At 66.8% G+C, this 17,303-nt stretch carries 14 protein-coding genes and 1 tRNA gene; 5 read left to right on the forward strand and 10 right to left on the reverse strand.

Annotated elements, in window-relative coordinates; all coding sequences use genetic code 11:
* Window positions 1–31 precede the first annotated feature (31 nt).
* The 3 genes from FG323_RS13515 to FG323_RS13525 are packed head-to-tail and all read right to left on the reverse strand — an operon-like array spanning window position 32 to window position 2,916.
* Entirely contained in the window at window positions 32–541 is a 510-nt protein-coding gene (locus FG323_RS13515; protein WP_255470177.1) for a PH domain-containing protein, read from the reverse strand.
* Entirely contained in the window at window positions 538–1,980 is a 1,443-nt protein-coding gene (locus FG323_RS13520; RefSeq protein WP_141455189.1) for an SEL1-like repeat protein, read from the reverse strand. The genes FG323_RS13515 and FG323_RS13520 overlap by 4 nt, the downstream gene beginning before the upstream one ends.
* Before the next feature lie 36 nt (window positions 1,981–2,016).
* The gene (locus FG323_RS13525) at window positions 2,017–2,916 is read right to left on the reverse strand and encodes a lauroyl acyltransferase (RefSeq protein ID WP_141455190.1); all 900 of its coding nucleotides are present in this window, start codon (window positions 2,914–2,916) and stop codon (window positions 2,017–2,019) included.
* A gap of 52 nt (window positions 2,917–2,968) precedes the next feature.
* On the opposite strand from FG323_RS13525, the gene dtd reads away from it, so the two are divergent.
* The 5 genes from dtd to FG323_RS13550 all read left to right on the forward strand — a co-directional run bounded on the left by dtd (window position 2,969) and on the right by FG323_RS13550 (window position 7,190).
* Complete coding sequence (gene dtd, locus FG323_RS13530; protein ID WP_141455191.1) at window positions 2,969–3,409, forward strand: D-aminoacyl-tRNA deacylase; 441 nt, start codon at window positions 2,969–2,971, stop codon at window positions 3,407–3,409.
* Between the two features lie 112 nt (window positions 3,410–3,521).
* Window positions 3,522–5,378 carry an RNA polymerase sigma factor RpoD gene (gene rpoD, locus FG323_RS13535; RefSeq protein WP_141455192.1) on the forward strand — a complete coding sequence of 619 codons (1,857 nt, stop codon included), beginning with the start codon at window positions 3,522–3,524 and terminating at the stop codon, window positions 5,376–5,378.
* Window positions 5,379–5,472: 94 nt separating this feature from the next.
* Window positions 5,473–5,548, forward strand: a tRNA-Ile gene (locus FG323_RS13540).
* 529 nt (window positions 5,549–6,077) lie between these two features.
* Window positions 6,078–6,347 (forward strand): hypothetical protein, encoded by a 270-nt coding sequence (locus tag FG323_RS13545; protein WP_141455193.1) that lies wholly within the window; start codon window positions 6,078–6,080, stop codon window positions 6,345–6,347.
* Window positions 6,348–6,509: 162 nt separating this feature from the next.
* The gene (locus tag FG323_RS13550; protein ID WP_141455318.1) at window positions 6,510–7,190 is read left to right on the forward strand and encodes a L,D-transpeptidase; all 681 of its coding nucleotides are present in this window, start codon (window positions 6,510–6,512) and stop codon (window positions 7,188–7,190) included.
* 170 nt (window positions 7,191–7,360) lie between these two features.
* On the opposite strand, the gene proC is transcribed toward FG323_RS13550, so the two are convergent.
* From proC to FG323_RS13585, 7 genes are read right to left on the reverse strand one after another with little or no spacing between them, the layout of a single operon-like run.
* Window positions 7,361–8,182: a pyrroline-5-carboxylate reductase gene (gene proC, locus FG323_RS13555; RefSeq protein WP_141455194.1), complete on the reverse strand. Its 822-nt coding sequence runs from the start codon at window positions 8,180–8,182 to the stop codon at window positions 7,361–7,363.
* The gene (locus FG323_RS13560) at window positions 8,179–10,179 is read right to left on the reverse strand and encodes a S9 family peptidase (protein WP_255470178.1); all 2,001 of its coding nucleotides are present in this window, start codon (window positions 10,177–10,179) and stop codon (window positions 8,179–8,181) included. The genes proC and FG323_RS13560 overlap by 4 nt, the downstream gene beginning before the upstream one ends.
* On the reverse strand, window positions 10,176–11,168 hold the full coding sequence (locus FG323_RS13565; protein WP_141455195.1) for an alpha/beta hydrolase: 993 nt from the start codon (window positions 11,166–11,168) through the stop codon (window positions 10,176–10,178). The genes FG323_RS13560 and FG323_RS13565 overlap by 4 nt, the downstream gene beginning before the upstream one ends.
* Window positions 11,165–11,803 carry an FMN-binding negative transcriptional regulator gene (locus FG323_RS13570; protein WP_141455196.1) on the reverse strand — a complete coding sequence of 213 codons (639 nt, stop codon included), beginning with the start codon at window positions 11,801–11,803 and terminating at the stop codon, window positions 11,165–11,167. The genes FG323_RS13565 and FG323_RS13570 overlap by 4 nt, the downstream gene beginning before the upstream one ends.
* The gene (locus FG323_RS13575; protein WP_141455197.1) at window positions 11,803–13,242 is read right to left on the reverse strand and encodes an amidase family protein; all 1,440 of its coding nucleotides are present in this window, start codon (window positions 13,240–13,242) and stop codon (window positions 11,803–11,805) included. Before FG323_RS13575 ends, FG323_RS13570 begins: the two co-directional genes overlap by 1 nt.
* Window positions 13,239–14,774 carry an amino acid permease gene (locus FG323_RS13580; protein WP_255470179.1) on the reverse strand — a complete coding sequence of 512 codons (1,536 nt, stop codon included), beginning with the start codon at window positions 14,772–14,774 and terminating at the stop codon, window positions 13,239–13,241. Before FG323_RS13580 ends, FG323_RS13575 begins: the two co-directional genes overlap by 4 nt.
* A 22-nt stretch (window positions 14,775–14,796) precedes the next feature.
* A complete protein-coding gene (locus FG323_RS13585; protein ID WP_181444224.1) occupies window positions 14,797–17,046 on the reverse strand; it encodes a TonB-dependent receptor in 2,250 nt (749 codons plus the stop codon).
* Between the last annotated feature and the right edge of the window lie 257 nt (window positions 17,047–17,303).

Genomic DNA, 17,303 nt, shown 5'->3' on the forward strand with positions numbered 1-17,303 from the left:
GCGGACGGAAGGGGAGGTGGTTCGGAAACGCTCACAGCGCGTCGTCGACATCGAGCTGCCGGGCCAGCCGATCGCGCAGGCGTTCGGCGTCGGCCGCATCCATCGCCTGCACGCTGACCGTGGCCTGGCGGGTGCCGGCGGTGTGCACCACGAGTGTCGCCAGGCCCATGCCGCGTTCCAGCGGACCACGTTTCAGGTCCAGGTGCTGCACGCGCGAAATCGGCACGTGCGTTTCGCTCTGCCACCAGTTGCCGCGTCGTACCGCGAAACCGGACTCATCCAGCTTCCAGCGCGTGCGCAGGTGCCGGCGCAGGCTCAACCAGCCGCACAGCACCGCGCCGATCAGCAGCACGGCCGGCGCGGCCAGCCAAGGCGACAGCCAGCCGGAGGCCTGGCTGACGAACGCGGCGCCCACCGCCAGCGGAATGCCGATCATCGCGCCGCCCAGGGCCGCCAGCACGCCACCGCGCGGTGGCACGGGCTGCCAGCCGGACGCGATGTCCGGCGTGGTGATCGACGCATCGGCGGGGAGTTCGCTCACCGGTACTTCCCTTCTTTGGCTTCGTCGTAGAGGTTGTAGTCGAGCACGTAATCCTTGCCCTTGCGATAGTCGCCCAGCCGCTGGCGCATGCGCTTGACAGTCGCGGCCTGCGCCTTGCGGTCGGTGATCTCGGCAGGCACCTTTTCGATGGCTTCATTCTGGTAGGCGACGGCCTCGTCGAAGCGCCGGTTGGCCGCCAGCGCCGCGGCCACGGTGTCCAGTTCGCTGGCGGAGAGCTTGTCCTTGCGCTCCATCATGAACTTCGCCAGTTCCAGCGCGCGCGCCGGATCGCGCTGTCCGGGAATCGGGCAGGTCGCCAGCGTCCATACCTGTTCGTTGCGCGCGTGCTCGATGCCGGCTTCCTCCGCGCGGGCCTGCCAGTCGGCCGCCTGCCGGCAGTCGCGCGGAAGGCCGGCCAGGCCTTCGACGTAAAAGCGCGAAAGCTCCAGCATCGCCATGCCGTTGGACGCGTTGGCCGCGCGTTGCACGTGCGGCAGCGCGCGGCGATACAGCGCGTCGCCGAACTGCGAGGCGTCCTGCATCAGCAGGCCGACGGTGTACATCGCCGCGCGCGTGTTGCCGTTGTTGCTGGCGCGTTCCAGCCATTCCAGCGCCTGCTTGGGATCGCGCTGCACGTACTGTGGATTTTCGTCCAGCATCATCGAACCCAGCGCCAGCTGGGCCAGGCCGTCCTCGGCCTCGGCCTTGCGCCACAGCGCCTCCACCCGGAAGCGGAACACGCTGTCGTAATCCGGCCACTGTTCGTTGAGGCGGATGCGCGCGGCGGCATCGTCCACCGGCGCGCGATCCAGCACCGCCAGCCGCGGCGGCTCGGCTTCCAGGATCCGGCCGAGCACGAACTCGGTCATCTGGGTGGCGCTGACGCCGGCGTTGGTGGCGGACTGATCGAAGGCCGCAGACGCGGCCAGCGCCGAGGATTCCAGCCGGTACTTCCAGCCATCCTTTTCGCGCACGAAGTCCGGACCGAACTGGAAATTGTTCTCGGTCGGCGGGCCCAGCTCGGAGACGGCGTGATCGCCGGTGATGGTCACGTGGGTCAGCGAGACGGGGCCCTCCTGCTCGTCGCTGCGCACCGAGATCCAGCCCTTGCTGGCGAACAGGCGCGCCACCGCGACGCCGTCCATCTTCTTCAGCGCGGCCTCATCCTGGGTGGCGCGCAGCAGGTAGGCCTTGATCCGATCATCGGAAGGCAGGCGCCGCAGCTGGTCGGCCGAGGCGTACAGCGCGGCATCGCGCAGGAAAGTGAAATGGGTGAAGCTGGAGGCCGCCAGCAGATCCGTGCTTTCGGGCTTGTTCGCGTTTACCAGCTCCGCATAGCGGTCCCACGCGCGGCTGACCGCGTTCATTTCGGCCAGATCGTCGCCCGCCGCCAGCGCCGGCGCCGCCCACAGCGCCAGCCACAATCCCATTGCACGCATGTCTTCCCCTTGTCGCGTTCGAATCGTCACGCGGGTTCAGAGGTAAGGATTGTCCTCGCCGCTGCCCGGTGGCCGCAGGGTATAGCGTTTGTACGTCCACTGGTACTGGGCCGGATCGCGGCGCGCGATCCGCTCCACGCCGGTGTTGAGCGCGGTCACCGCCACCACCGGATCCGGATCGGCGATGGCCGGCTCGGCCGGTTCGATGTGCAGGGCGAAATCCGGGCCGTCGCCGATCCGCTCGCACCAGGCGAACAGCACCACCGCGCCGGTGCGCTCGGCCAGCCGCGACAGCAGCGTCATGGTCAGCGCCTGCACGCCGAAGAACGGCGCGAACTCGCCGTCGCCGGCCTTGGGCTGCTGGTCCGGCAGGATCGCCACCACGCCGCCGTCCTTGAGCTGCTTCCACAACTGGCGCACCGCCGGCCCTTCGGCACGGACCTGGGTGATGTTGGCCGCGCCGCGCGCGCGCAGCAGGAAGGCGTCGCCCACCGGCGATTCCGGCACCCGGTACACGAACGCGTACGGCCCGCGCGAGGCCAGCCACTGGTTCAGCAGTTCCCAGTTGCCATAGTGGGGCGCGGCGATGATCACGCTGCGGCCGGCGGCGCGGGCCTGGTCGTACAGCTCGGCGCCGTGCAGCTCGCGCAGGCAGGCCAGGTTCCGCGCGTGCGGCTGGGTCCAGAAGCGCAGGGTTTCCATCAGCTGGCGGGTGGTGGCGCGCAGGATGGCCCGGTGCAGCGCCTGGCGCTCGCGCTCGCCCAGGCCGGGGAAGGCCAGTTCCAGATTGCGCCGGGCCACCCGGCTCTCGCGGGCGTCGGTGCGCAGCCACAGCCACGCCAGCCGATCCCCCAGCCACCGCAGCAGCGGCCAGGGCAGGCGCATGAACCAGGCGATGGCGGTGTAGAGGAGGAGGGCGGTGGTCTGCGGCTTCATCGTGATCAGTCTAGCGGTTGACCATGACCGGCCGGGCCGCGAGCATGGCCGCATGCTTGCCTTGATACAGCGGGTCACCCGGGCGTCGGTGACCGTGGACGACGAAACCGTGGGCGCCATTGGTGGCGGTCTGCTGGCCCTGGTGGCGGTGGAGCCGGGCGATGCCGAGCCGCAGTTCCAGCGCATGGCCGAGCGCCTGCTGGGCTACCGGGTATTCGCCGATGAAGCCGGAAAGATGAACCGCTCCCTGGCCGATACCGGTGGCGGCCTGCTGCTGGTCAGCCAGTTCACCCTGGCCGCCGACACCCGCTCCGGGATGCGTCCCAGCTTCACCACCGCCGCCCCGCCGGAGGAGGCTGAACGGGGATTCAACCGGTTGGTCGAAATCTGCCGGCAAAAACACGCGCCAGGGGTGGAAACCGGGCGTTTCGGTGCCCATATGGTCGTCAGCCTGGTCAATGACGGGCCCGTGACCTTCCTGCTCCGCCCCTGACGTTAAGACGGGCGGACACAGCGTCCCCACCGTGGTTTTCAGGGACGAGGGGTGGTCCGGGCTGGTATAATACTAGGTTCCTTCCTCCATTCATGCCGGTGGCGCAACCTCCATGGCCAACGAACGTCCTGCCCAACAATCTGAAATCAAGCTGCTGATCAGCAAGGGTCTTGAGCAGGGCTACCTGACCTACGCCGAAGTCAACGATCACCTGCCGGACGACCTGGTCGATCCGGAACAGATCGAAGACATCATCGGCATGATCAACGGCATGGGCATCGACGTCCATGAAGTCGCCCCCGATGCCGAAACCCTGCTGCTGTCCGACGGCAACACCGGCGGTCGCGAAGTCGACGAGACCGCGGCCGAGGAAGCCGCCGCCGCGCTGACCTCGCTCGACACCGAAGGTGGCCGCACCACCGACCCGGTGCGCATGTACATGCGCGAAATGGGCACCGTCGAGCTGCTGACCCGCGAAGGCGAAATCGCCATCGCCAAGCGCATCGAGGAAGGCCTGGGCCAGGTCCAGGCCTCGCTCGGCAACTTCCCGTGGTCGATCGAACTGCTGCTGGAAGAGTACGAACTGCACAAGACCGGCAAGAAGCGCCTGGCCGAAGTCGTGGTCGGCTTCAACGACGTCGAGGAACCGGCGGAAGAGGTTCCGGAAGCCGTCGAGGCCTCCGACAGCGACGCCGACAGCGACGATGACGACGACGACAGCGGTGACGACGCGGCCGAAGAGGCGGCGCCCACCGGTCCGGATCCGGAAGAAGTCGCCCGCCGCATGCAGGCACTGGCCGACGGCTACGCCAAGTTCAAGAAGGCGCATGCCAAGAACGGCCCGGACAACAAGGCCGTCACCAAGATCCGCACCGAGATGGCCGAGGTCTTCGTCACCCTCAAGCTGCCGCTGGCCCTGACCGACACCCTGGTTCGCAAGCTGCGCGACGTGGTCAACGAGATCAAGGACCACGAGCGCCGCGTGATGCACCTGTCGGCCAACATCGCCAAGATGCCGCGCAAGGACTTCCTGCGCGCCTGGGAAGGCAACCAGACCAACCTGGGCTGGGTGGACGAGGTCCTCAAGCGCAAGCAGAAGTGGTCCTCCGGCCTGCGCGAGGTCAAGGACCAGATCATCGCCGAGCAGGAAGCCACCATCGCCGTCGAACAGGCGATGCACCTGCCGCTGGCCGAGATCAAGGAAATCAGCCGCGCCATGGCCTACGGCGAAGCCAAGGCCCGCAAGGCCAAGAAGGAGATGGTCGAGGCCAACCTGCGCCTGGTGATCTCCATCGCCAAGAAGTACACCAACCGCGGCCTGCAGTTCCTCGACCTCATCCAGGAAGGCAACATCGGCCTGATGAAGGCCGTGGACAAGTTCGAATACCGCCGCGGCTACAAGTTCTCGACCTACGCCACCTGGTGGATCCGCCAGGCGATCACCCGCTCGATCGCCGACCAGGCGCGCACCATCCGCATCCCGGTGCACATGATCGAGACGATCAACAAGTTGAACCGCATTTCCCGCCAGATGCTCCAGCAGTACGGCCGCGAGGCCACCCCGGAGGAACTGGCCAAGGAAATGGACATGCCCGAGGACAAGATCCGCAAGGTCATGAAGATCGCCAAGGAGCCCATCTCCATGGAAACCCCGATCGGCGACGACGAGGATTCCCACCTGGGCGACTTCATCGAGGACACCAACGTGGAGTCCCCGATCGACAACACCACCAACATCAACCTGCAGGAAACCGTCCGTGACGTGCTGGCCGGCCTGACCCCGCGGGAAGCCAAGGTGCTGCGCATGCGCTTCGGCATCGACATGAACACCGATCACACCCTGGAAGAAGTGGGCAAGCAGTTCGACGTCACACGCGAGCGCATCCGCCAGATAGAGGCCAAGGCCCTGCGCAAGCTGCGCCATCCCAGCCGATCCGAGCAGCTGCGCAGCTTCCTGGACATCGACTGATTCCAGCCAGCAGGCAAATCGAGCAAACGAAGAACCCGCCGAAAGGCGGGTTCTTCGTTTCCGCACCCGTCCCCCGCTACAATGGCCCGGCAGCGGGCCTATAGCTCAATGGTTAGAGCAGAGGACTCATAATCCTTTGGTTCCAGGTTCGAGTCCTGGTGGGCCCACCAAAGCGCGCTTCGGGTGTGTCGCGCGTCTTGGCGCAAGCTGGCAATGACGCGACGCCTTTCCTCTTGAATCGACGACTTGCGTGCCACGCCATGAAGGCGTGGAAGGACCCGCGTGCCAGCTGCGCCCATGAGGCGAAATAGCCGCTCGACAAAATAAATGTTCCCACTCGGAGCGGGTGAATCGGCAAGAACCGATCTCGGGCTCTTCGCAGTGGGCGGCTCCGATTCTCCATCGGTAACAGCATCTTGATTCGCTGGTGCGATATCCGCGTTCGAACTGGAGCGGAAATTACGCATCGTGCGTAATGACGCCTCGCAAGAATGCCTGTCGACTGTCTGGACGCGATTAAGGTGGTGGCGGATAAAGTGCCGCGAATCTTCCGCGAAGGCGGGCGGATTCAAGCTTCCAGCGCTCGGTAGTTCCCCATCTTCACGCTGCATCGACGTACGCCAATGTCAGCTGAAGGCTGCTGATGAGCTCGGCCAAATGGCCGGTATATTTCGAGACCCCTAGAGAAAGGAGAGTGGAATGTTTACGACCAAACAACTTCCGGCAATGGCACGCATGTTCGCCGTGGCGATCGTCGCGACCGCGGGCCTTGCCGGTTGCGCCACCTATGACGACGAGTTTGCGGGAATCAACTCGCGCCTCGATCAGCTCGATACGAAGGTGCAGAGTGCGGCCCAGAGCGCCGAATCCGCCAATCAGTCCGCGCAGCAGGCCAACCAGCGGTTGGATCAGATGGAAAGCCGCGTGCAGAAGCTCGAAACGGCGCCGCGTCGCGCGCCGCGCGGTTAATCGCTCCCGCCTAGTCGCGACGAACGATTTGAACCGGGACCGGGTGGCCTTCGCGGGCCACCGGTCTCCTTGAATATTCATCCCGTTTTCGTTCTTCCAAGGAATCATCCCATTCGTACGTGCATACACACCGCGATCCGGGCCGTCTATGGCGCGCTGGCGCTGACGCTGGCATTCGCGAACATCGGCGTGGCCAGCGCCAGGCAGGCCGACGCGCAACCGGTCGCCGCCGTCGACGAGCTTCCGAAAGGCCAGGAAGTGTCCGACACGGTGATCGAACTCGCGGGCTGGGTCGTCGCAAGCAAGGACAACCAGGGCTATCCGTTCGCGGTCATCGACAAGGCCGCCGCACAGGTGCTGGTGTTCGGTGGCGATGGCCGGCTTCGTGGCGCGGCGCCCGGGCTGTTTGGCTCGGCGGTCGGCGACCATACCGCTCCCGGCATCGCCGGCCTCGCGCTGCGCGAGATTCCGGGTCGGGATCGCACGACGCCCGCGGGCCGCTTTGTCGGCGGTTTCGGTCCGTCCATCGACGCCGGGCGCGTGCTGTGGGTGGACTACGAGTCCGCCGTCTCCATCCACCCGACCGCCACGGGCGTCCCTGCCGAGAAACGCGCCGAACGCCTTGCATCGCCTACCCCGGACGACAACCGCGTTACTCACGGCTGCATCAACGTCTCGCCGGAGTTTTACGAGAAAATCATCCAGTCGACGTTCGAGCGGGGCGGCGTGTTCTACATCCTGCCGGATGCGGATAGTTTGGCGGAGACCTTCCCGGAGTTCGCGCAGGGTCACGCAACCACGCAACGCGGCGAGGGAAAAGGCAAACGCTCCGCGCGCCGGTGAAGTTGCCTTGAGTGGAGACAGCGCAGTGGCTGACGCGGCTCGTCAACCGGCCTACGGTCACCCTCGGTCGATAGCTTGCCCGGAAGGTAGCGGCGACATTCGCCCTGGAGCGCGCGCCCGCGAATGAGCGGGCCAGGTATCAACCCACGGAAGTGGGCCGCTTCCCCGCTTCAACCAAACTGTTCGGCCAGCACGCGTCCGCGCGCATGCGCGGCGTCCACGGCCTCATCGATCAGCTTCGCCCAACCGCCATTTTCCAGGGTCTGGATGGCCGCCTCGGTGGTGCCGCCGGGAGAGGTGACCCGTCCGCGCAGTTGCGCAGGTGATTTTTCCGAAACCTGCAGCATGCGCGCGGCGCCCAGCAGGGTTTGCACCACGAGATGGTGTGCGATCTCGGGCGGCAGATCGCGCGCGCAGGCGGCGCCCTCCATGGCTTCGGCCAACCGGTACAGATAGGCCGGGCCACTGCCGGAGATCGCGGTGACCATATCCATCTGTGTCTCGTGCTCGATCCAGACGGTGGTGCCAGTGCTGCTGAAGACCGCCTCGGCGATCGTCCGCGACGTGACGTCCAGCGCGGGATCCGCATACAGCGCGGTGATTCCCGCGCCTACGGCGGCAGGCTGATTCGGCATGCTGCGCACGAGGGTGTCGATCCCCAGCCATTGCCTCAGCTGCGCATGGGTGATGCCGGCCATGACCGAGATGACCAATGGTCGCGTCCGCGCCGCCTGTCCGGCCAGCGCCTCGCAAACCGCGCGCGCCACCTGTGGTTTTACTGCCAGCACCCACAAGTCGGCGGTGGCGACCGCGTCGATGCCCTGCTCGAACACGCGGACCTGCAACTGCGTGGACAAGGCATCGCGGGTGGCCGCCAGGGGATCGGCCACCGCGATCCGTGCCGGGTCCCGACCCTGGCTCAGCAATCCCTCCACCAGGCAGCGCGCCATGTGCCCGCCCCCGATGAAGGCGACCTCCATACCGAAACTCATGGGGACCGCTCCATTCCCAGTTGCCGATCCAGCCAGTCCAGAACACGTTGCTGGACATCGCGACCGTGGGCGGTTTCGAAGAACCAGTGCGGTCCTCGCGGATAGGTGACCAGGGTCACCGGCGTGCCGTTGAAGACGAGCGCGCGATGCAACATCTCGCCCTGCGACAGCGGCACGCGCTTGTCCTCTTCGCCATGCAGGATCAGCACCGGTACTTTCACCCGTTCGGCGTAACGAATCGGCGAATGCGCGTCATAGCGCGTGCGCTGCGTTACCGGATCACCGAAGTAACCTGGAAGATAGTCGGGCGTGTCGGTGGTGAGCGCCATCGCGCCGATGTCGATGACGCCCGCGCCGACGATCGCGGTGCGGAAGCGGTCGCTCTGCGTGACCGCCCAGGCCGCCATGTAGCCCCCGTAGCTCCAGCCGCCGATGGCCAGTCGCTGAGGATCGACCACACCTTCCTTTTCCAGCATGTCCAGGCCATCGAGGATGTCCTGGAAATCCCCGCCGCCCCAGTCGCCACGCGCCATTTCGGCGAAGGCGTGGCCGCCGCCCTCCGAGCCGCGTGGATTGGGCAGGAACACCGCATAGCCATGGGTCGCCAGCAACTGCGCCCAGTCATGCCAGGAGCCCAGCCAGCCCGACCACCAGGCCCAGGCCGGGCCACCATGGCCCTGCACCAGCGTGGGCAACGGCGTGCCGGGTTTCCAGCCGGGCGGCGTGACCAGCAGGCCGGTGATGCCCATGCCATCGCGCGAGGACGTCCAGGCCAGTTCCCGCACCTGGCCGTGCGCCCATCCGGCGACCTGCGGATGCGTGTCGGTGCGCGCGGCGAGCGTGCCGCCATCCAGGGTCCACACCTCGGCGGGCTGGTCGTCGCGAATGCCCAGATAGGCGCTTCGACCGGTGCTCGTCGTGGTGAATGAAGCAAACGGAATCCGGGGGCGTGCGACTTCGCGCCACTGGCCGGTCGTCGCATCCAGACGCAGGAACGCGCCCCGCACACCGCGCTGGCCCAAGCCCAGCAGGGTGCGATCATCCTGCCAGCGCGCCAGCCACAACGTGCCGTTCCAGCCGGGTGCCAACACCGTCTTCCGATCACTCCCGAGGTCGTGCACGGTGACGTCGGCGACCATGCCGTACTCGCCCAGGTGGCCATAGAGCAGTCGCGTTCCATCGGGCGACCATTGCAGGGGATGCGCAGATGCGCGTGCTTCCAGTTCCCTGGCCAGCTCGCCGGTATCGGCGTCAATCAGCACCACGCGCGAGCGATACCAATAGTCATTGAGGGTGGTGCCACGGGATACCCGCATGGCAAGGCGTCGCCCATCCGGGGACCAGGCCAGGTCGTGAACCTGGAGATCCGGCGCGGTCAGTGCCCGGGCTTCCCCGTTGCCCAGGTCACGCAGCCACACGCGTGAGAACTGAGTGGAGTGATCCGCCAGCGCCGCGTCATCCTTGGCCTCGCGCGCGGCGACGGTGGCGGCGCTGGGTGCATCCGCAGCCAGATAGGCGATGCGGCTTCCGTCGCGCGCGACTTCGAACGCACTGACATCACCTGGCGAATGCGTCAGGACGGTTGGATTTTCACCGTTCGCGTCCACCCGCCACACCTGGGCGTCGGCCACGTCCTTGGAGTCATCCGCCGCGGATGAAGGTCGAGTGGAGATGAAGTACAGGTAGCGGCCGTCCGCACTCCATCGTGGATGTTCCTCGTTGGCGTCTTCGGGAGCGATGACTTCCTGGGCGCCCCCTTTGCCCGTCGCCGGCACGCGCCAGATGCGGCTGAGCGGCCGTTTCCCGTGGCTCCGGGGTGTCCCCACGGTGTAGGCGATCCAGCGGCCCTCGCGATCGATCTGCGGATCGCCGACGATCTTGAGCGCCATGATCATGTCCGGCGTGGGGATCACCGGTGACGCCTGTGCCAAGGCCAAGGTCGGTAGAGCCGCCATCATCAGGCCGATGACGAACAGACGGTGAAGCATCGGCCTCATGCAGGGAGTCCTTGCGAGGAGAAAACAGGAGTGTGTCGGCGTACCCATTCTGCCCCACGGGCAATGGCGTCGCGCGCCTGATCGGAGACCGACATCGCCTCGATGAAGCTGTGTGGCGCGCCGGGATAGACGTGGGTGCTTACCTGCACGCCGGCCTGTTGCAGCCGTTGCGCCATCGCCGCGTTCTGTTCGGCCAGGACGTCACGGTCGCCCCAGAGCAGCAGGGCGGGTGGCAGGTCATGCAGTTCCGCAAGAAGCGGCGCCGACAGCGGAGTGACCGTGCGCTCCGACTCGGGCCCCAGATACGCGGCCCAGAACTCATCCATCTCCGCGCCGCTGAGCATGTCCTCGGACGTCCCCAGGCTCTGGCGCGCGACAGCGGATAGAACCGGCGTCCAGGCGCCATAGTTGAGGACCAACGCCGATATGCGCGCCAGCTGTCCGGCCTGGCGAAGGCGCAGCGCGGCCGCCACGGCCAGATTGGCGCCAGCGGAATCACCGCCCAACGCAATGTGCCGGGTATCGATACCCGCCTCCGCTCCGTTCTCTTTCAACCAATCCAGCGCAATGACGACCTGATCGAGCGCGGCCGGATAGGGATGTTCGGGGGCCAGGCTGTAGTCGATTGCCACCACCACCCGGCGCGAAGCGTCGGCGTACTCCCGCAGAAGACGGTCATGCGTATCGAGTCCGAACATGCACCATCCGCCGCCATGCAAGTACACCAGCGCGGGGGAGGGCGGTGCCTCCATGACCTGCGGATACAACACGCGAAGACCAAACTCACCGTGCGCAGAGGGCAGGCGATAGTCCCGGGTGGCAAGCATGCGGGGACCGCCTTCGCGCCACGGCGTGCGCGCCTGGGCCGCGATGAGTCGGCGCTCGGGCCAGTCCAGCGCGCGGCCACCGCGCAGCCGCGCGCCTTCCCGGCAGACGTCTTCGATGAAACGGCGGATCTGCGGGTCCAGCGCCTCCAGGCTGCGGCTCATGCGCGCTCCTTCGCATCACCGGCGAAATCCCGCATCCAGTTGACCAGTGCGTGCTCGCCACCGGCTTCCAGCCCGGCCAGCAATTGAGCGAAGTCATGCCGCGCTTCGTCCTGGCCAAGCTTGAAGGTGGCTTGCACCTCCAGCACCGAACCACGCAACGCGACAACGCCCGAGGCCAATCGCGCATAGCGCTCGCCCATCTCCTCCAGCGACCAGGCACGCGGACGACCGGCCTCCATCTGCGCCGTCAGCGCCTCGAGTTCCGTCCGGATGTCGCCCTCGTCCGAACTCACCGTGACCTCCAGGTCGAAAGCCACGGCGGCATAGTTCCAGCTGGGCGCCTGGGTGCGGTCATCCAGCCAGCTGGGAGACACATAGGCCTGCGGCCCCATCACTAGTGCCTGCGCGCGGCCATCACGCTGCAGGCGAGCGACATGCGGATTGCGCTTGGCCAGATGGCCGCGCAGCGCCACCAGCGTGCCGTCGGCGTCGCACTCCGCACGCAACGGAAGCGGCGTGAACGCGGCATCCTCGCCCCCGCATGACACAAGCCAGGCGAGCGGATGGACGGCCAGCAGGCGCAGCACGTCGTCCTGCGTTCGCGCCGCGTAGCGGCTGTCACGGGCATGTCCCATCAGCGGATCTCCTTCACTGCGGCGGCGGCGGAAACATCAGGCCAACGGCCATGCCAGGGCGCCGCCTGTTCGAGTTCGGCGGCCAGTTGCAGCAGCAGTGGCTCCTGCCCGCGATCGGCGGCGAACTGCACGCCAATCGGCAATCGATCGCTTTGCCCCAACGGCAGCGATATCGCCGGCGTGCCCGCCAGATTCTGCAGCGGGGTATAGCTCATCCAATGGAACATCGCGGGAAGCAGTGCCTCGAAGTCGCGATCCGGCGCCAATTCACCTAGCGGGGGAGGCGGGCTGCGCAGCGTTGGCGTCAGCAATACGTCCACATGTTGATGAAGTGCGGCGAACGCGGTGGGCAACGCGGCCACAACCGCATACGCCTGTTCCAGCTCCGCCATGCCGCAACGCGTGCGATGGTAGCGGGCGAGCCCGTGCGTCCACGGCTCCAGCGACCGGGCGGCGAAGTCGTCGCCGCCTTGCGCGGCCGCCATCTCCACGGCATCCAGGCCAAGCCGGGACCACAGCGTGTACAGCGCCTGCCAAACATCAGAACCGGGCAGCGGATAGTGCGTGGTCTCGACCTCGTGGCCGAGCGACGAACAGAGCGCGATCACATCCTCCAGCACGCGGGAAACCGCGGGATCGGGCGCCAACCCGGGCAAGGAAGCGTCAATCACGCCGATTCGCAAACGCCTGGGCGGGCGCGTCAGCGCCTGCACGCTGAAGTCGGCATCCGGGTAGGCGGCCGCGAACGCCCACGCCGTGTCGCGCACACTGCGCGACATCAGGCTATCGGCCACGATCAGATCCTCGATGGCATGACGACCACGCACCGCCACCGTGGCGCCGCGCCCCGGCTTCAGGCCGACCACACCGCAGGCGGAGGCGGGAATGCGGATCGACCCGGCGCCGTCGCTGCCATGGGCCAATGGCACGATGCCGGCGGCGAGCGCGGCGCCCGCGCCACCGCTGGAACCGCCGGGCGAATGATCCAGGCGCCAGGGATTGCGCGTGACCGGGCCGAGCAGGGGCTCGGTGGATCCCATCAGACCGAACTCGGGCATGGCGCTCTTGCCAATCGCCACCAGTCCGGCCGCATCAAACCGCTGGACGAAGGGCGGCGCGTCGGTCGCCGGAACACTGCTGCGCGAACGCGAGCCGCCACGCGTGGGCATGCCCGGATAGCGCACCGAATCCTTCGGCAGCCACGGCACGCCGGCCATCGGCGCGTCGGGAGAAACGCGCGAGGCGCGATCCAGCGCGCCCTCGAAGTCGGCATGGCTGAGCGCGCCCAGCGTGGGATCGAGATGGCGTGCGCGCACGATGCCGGCGGCGGTCAGCTCGCGTGGCGAGAGTTCACCGCGACGCACCAAAGCGGACTGATCGTGCGCATCCAGGCAGCCCAGCTGCAGCGCCTGGGCCAGGGGAAAAGCTTGAGAGGTCATGCGTTGGAATCCTGGACTTGCCGGCGTGCGCGGCGCTGGCCATAACCGAGATAAAGCGAGGCGCCTGCCAATACGTAAACCACCAGAATGCTGGCGGGCAGCACATCACCGCGCCGCACCTGCGCCACCATGTCGCCCAGGACCGGGGCCATCATCGCCAGGCACATCACGATGCCCAGCACGGGGACCACGCCAATCCATGTGCGGCCTATCCACACCCCGCCCAGCGGCACACGGAAACCGCCGCGCAGGTCCGGACGTCGGGAGCGCAGCCACATCACCGCGATGCACACCACGATGAAGGCCGAGGCGATGCCCAGGCAGATCAAATCGCCCAAGATGGTGATGGGCAGCAGCGCGGCCAGCAGCGCGCTGGCCGCGCCAAAGGCCACGCTGGCCAGCCAGGGCGTCCCCAGCTTCGGATGCACGCGGGTGAAGAAGGTCGGCAGCAGGCCATCGCGCGCAATGCTCAGGCTGATACGCGAGGCGCCGTAGGCATTGGCCAGCAGCACCGAGCCCAGTCCGGTCAGCGCCCCGATCTTGATCAGCACCGCGAAGCCGGGCCAACCGATGCGGTCCACCGCCAGCGCCACCGGATCCGGCACGCCGAGTTCGCGGAAAGGCACCAGGCCGGTCAGCACCGCGCCCGCGGCGATGTAGAGAACGGTGCAGACCACCAGCGAACCAAGGATGCCCACCGGAACATCCCGACGCGGCTGGCGCGCTTCGGCGGCCGCCATCGAAACGGTCTCGAACCCGAGGTAGGCGAAGAACAGCATCGCCGCCGCCCGCAGTACGCCAGGCCAGCCATAGGCAAAGCCGCCTTCGTTCGGCGGAAGGAACGGCCGCCAGTTGGCCGCATCGATGAACTGCGAACCCACCGCCACGAACGCCAGCAACACCGCGATCTTGATCAGCACCAGCACCAGGTTCGCCCAGGCCGAGCGCCCCACGCCGGCAATCTGCACGGCCGCCGCGGCCAGCACGGCCAACATCGCGACCAGATTGATGCCGCCGCTGAACGCCAGCTCGGTATGCCCGCCCTGCTGGCTGGCGGTGACGCTGGAAGTGGCCAACGCCAGCGGTACCGCGACATGCCAATCACCCAGCAGGCTGGTGAGATAGCCGGCAAACCCCGCCGCCACCGCCGCGGCCGCCAGCAGATACTCCAGGATCACCATCCACGCCAACGCCCACGCCGCACCCTCGCCCAGGGTCACCTGGCAGTACGAATACGCCGATCCCGACACCGGGATGACCGAGGACAGCTCCGCGTAGCACAGGCCGGTGAACCCGCAGGCCAACGCCGCCAGCACGAAGGCCAGCACCACGGCGGGACCGGCGAAGCTGGCCGCCGCCGTGCCGGTGACGACATAGATGCCGGCGCCAAGAATGTTGGCCACGCCCAGCACCAGCAGGCTGCCGGCGCCCAGCCGCCGATGCAGGCCGGCACGCTCGCCGTCGGCCACCACCGCCTCCAGCGACTTGCGGCGGGTGGCCAACTGCCAGCGTCCCATCGAACGCCCTTTCACTAAGCCGCTCCCTTCCATCGCGTCAGTAGCGCCAATGCACGGTCACGCCGTAGGTGCGCGGCCGCACCACGCCCTGGCCGATGCCATTGGTCTCGGGCACGGTGCGGGTAATGCCGCGCTTGTCGGTGAGGTTGCTGCCGAACAGGGTCACCTCGGTGTTGCCGAAGGTCATCCGATAGCGCAGGTCGAACAGGTTGTAGTTGCCCTGGCGATTCGGAGTGACGCCCGGCACCGCGGAGTTGAGGTCGCTGATGCCGCCGCCGACATACTGGTGCGACAGCGAAATCGTCGGCGAGAAGCGCGTGTCGAAGTGGTAGCTCAGCAGATTGCTGACCGTCCAGTCGGCCGAACCCGGCAATTGCGAGCCGGCCGGCGCGGTGCCGTAGTAGAGGATGAACAGATCCTCGTCCAGCCGCGCGCGCTGCCAGGTCGCCGAACCCTGCCATTCGAAGGCATCGGTCGGACGCCAGGTGGCCGCCACCTCGATGCCGCGGCTGTAGGCCTTGCCGCCATTGCTCGCGTAGTTGAACAGGTCCGGCGTCTGCAGGCGCAGCTGGATGTCCTTCCAGTCCACGTAGAACAGCGTCGCGTCCAGCAGAAGACGGCCATCGGCCCATGTGGTGCGCGTACCGAGTTCATAGTTGATCAGGCTGTCGCTCTTGGAACCCGACGGCACCGGATACGCGCTGAGGCCGGCGGTGTTCGGCTCACCAAAGCGAAAACCCTCAGAGACCAGGCCATAGACCATCACATCGGCGCTGGGTTGCCAGGTCAGCGCCACCTTCGGATTGAAGCCGTCCTCCTCGGTCTGCTGCCGGGAAATGATCGGGTTGCCGGGATAGGTCGAGAAGCCGACCTGGGTGCTGGTCGTTTGCACCTTGTTGCGGAACAGGCGGCCGCCGGCGGTGAGCTTCCATTGCGCATTGAAATGGAAGCTGGCCTCGCCAAAAAGCGCGGCCTCCGAGCCGGCGAGATCGGTGAAGTAACTGTTGAATATCTGCCCGTCCGGCGCGATGACCGCGCCGCTGCCCGGCCCGAACAGCGGCGACCGGTCGAACGCCCCCGCCGCGCCTTCGGCGCCGATGCGCTCGTACAGATCCTTGTCCGAGTCGAAGTACATGCCGCCGATCAGCCAGTCCACGCGGCCGCCCGGCTTGGACGCCAGACGCAGTTCGATGCTCTTGCCCCGGCTTTCGCCGCCGGACACGATGTACAGCGGCGTGCTCAGATCCAGGCCCAGGTCGGCGTTGTAGGCCGCACGGATGGGCGTGTAGTCGAACCGCCAGTCCTGCTGTTTCTTCTGGTGCGCCAGCAGCGCCGTCAGATCCGCAAAGCCGAGATCCTGGTCGAGCCGCAGGCTGTGCACGGCAATCTTGGTATTGGTGAATTCCGGCAGCGCGGTGTTGCGCTCTAGGTCACCGAGGCCAACGATCCGGTAGCTGTTGTCGTCGCTGTCGCTGTTCTGCAACAGGCTCAGCCAGGTCAGGGTGGTCGCTTCGCTCGGAGTGAGCACCACCGACAGGCGGCCTCCCTCCAGCGTGCTGTCATTGGCGCCTTTCCGGCCCGTACCGATGTTGTCCAGAAAGCCCGGCGCATCGCGGTACTGCGCCACCGCGCGCACCGCCAGCAGGTCCTCCTTGAGCGGCACGTTCACCATCGCCTTGGCGGCAAAGCCCACGTCGGCGTTCTTGGTCTGGCTGACGGTGAGCTCGGCGGAGGCGTCAAACCCGCTGGCATCGGCCACGTTGGCCACGTAGTTGACCGCGCCGCCCATCGACGCCGATCCGAACAGCGTGCCCTGCGGCCCGCGCAGCACCTCGACGCGGTTGAGGTCGAAGGCATCCACATCGGGAATGGCGATGGTCCAACCCGGCTCGGTCAGCGGCACCTCGTTGAGAAAGTAGCCCGTGGTCGGCTGGCCCTGCACATTGCCCGAACTGGTGGCGATGCCGCGCATCACCACATGGGACACGCCGGGCTGGTAACTGTTGAACACCACGCCGGGGGTGCGCTGGATGTAGTCGGCCAACGACTGCGCACCCAGGTCCTGCAACTGCTGGTCGGTGACCGCCGAGACCGAACCGGCAATCTCGCGGACGGACTCGTTCAACTTGCCGGCGGTGACCACCACGGTTTCCAGGTTGGTGGCGACGTCCGGGTCCGTCTGTGGCGCCGCGTCCTGTCCCCAGGCAGGCGTACTGGCCATCAGGCCGAAACAGCAACCGAAACGGATGGCGCGGGTGAGCTTGCGAAGACGCGGATGCGATGACATGACACGGTTCCCCGGGATGGCGATGGAAAGGGCCGCCGGCGGCTTTCGCGCCTCGGCCAACATGGCTGACCCGAGTGAAAGTGAAAAAGGCCACCGCTGTCCAGCAGAATCAACGGACGCCAGGGTTTCCATAACTGATTGATTCAAATGATGCTGCTGTGCGGAATGCCGTAGATGTGGTTGGTCTCCCGCAAAAAATATGCAGAATCTGCGGCGAGGACCGCCAAATGGTGAACAACCTGCGGCACCCCCCAACC

The organism is Pseudoxanthomonas sp. z9, from assembly GCF_006542425.1.
Lineage (GTDB): Bacteria > Pseudomonadota > Gammaproteobacteria > Xanthomonadales > Xanthomonadaceae > Pseudoxanthomonas_A.

What these genes read in the sequence shown, in the direction of transcription:
- FG323_RS13520 (WP_141455189.1), bottom strand. Translation starts at nt 1,980, where the DNA reads ATGCGTGCAATGGGATTGTGGCTGGCGCTGTGGGCGGCGCCGGCGCTG.
- FG323_RS13525 (WP_141455190.1), bottom strand. Translation starts at nt 2,916, where the DNA reads ATGAAGCCGCAGACCACCGCCCTCCTCCTCTACACCGCCATCGCCTGG.
- dtd (WP_141455191.1), top strand. Translation starts at nt 2,969, where the DNA reads ATGCTTGCCTTGATACAGCGGGTCACCCGGGCGTCGGTGACCGTGGAC.
- rpoD (WP_141455192.1), top strand. Translation starts at nt 3,522, where the DNA reads ATGGCCAACGAACGTCCTGCCCAACAATCTGAAATCAAGCTGCTGATC.
- FG323_RS13545 (WP_141455193.1), top strand. Translation starts at nt 6,078, where the DNA reads ATGTTTACGACCAAACAACTTCCGGCAATGGCACGCATGTTCGCCGTG.
- proC (WP_141455194.1), bottom strand. Translation starts at nt 8,182, where the DNA reads ATGAGTTTCGGTATGGAGGTCGCCTTCATCGGGGGCGGGCACATGGCG.
- FG323_RS13560 (WP_255470178.1), bottom strand. Translation starts at nt 10,179, where the DNA reads ATGAGGCCGATGCTTCACCGTCTGTTCGTCATCGGCCTGATGATGGCG.
- FG323_RS13565 (WP_141455195.1), bottom strand. Translation starts at nt 11,168, where the DNA reads ATGAGCCGCAGCCTGGAGGCGCTGGACCCGCAGATCCGCCGTTTCATC.
- FG323_RS13570 (WP_141455196.1), bottom strand. Translation starts at nt 11,803, where the DNA reads ATGGGACATGCCCGTGACAGCCGCTACGCGGCGCGAACGCAGGACGAC.
- FG323_RS13575 (WP_141455197.1), bottom strand. Translation starts at nt 13,242, where the DNA reads ATGACCTCTCAAGCTTTTCCCCTGGCCCAGGCGCTGCAGCTGGGCTGC.
- FG323_RS13585 (WP_181444224.1), bottom strand. Translation starts at nt 17,046, where the DNA reads ATGTCATCGCATCCGCGTCTTCGCAAGCTCACCCGCGCCATCCGTTTC.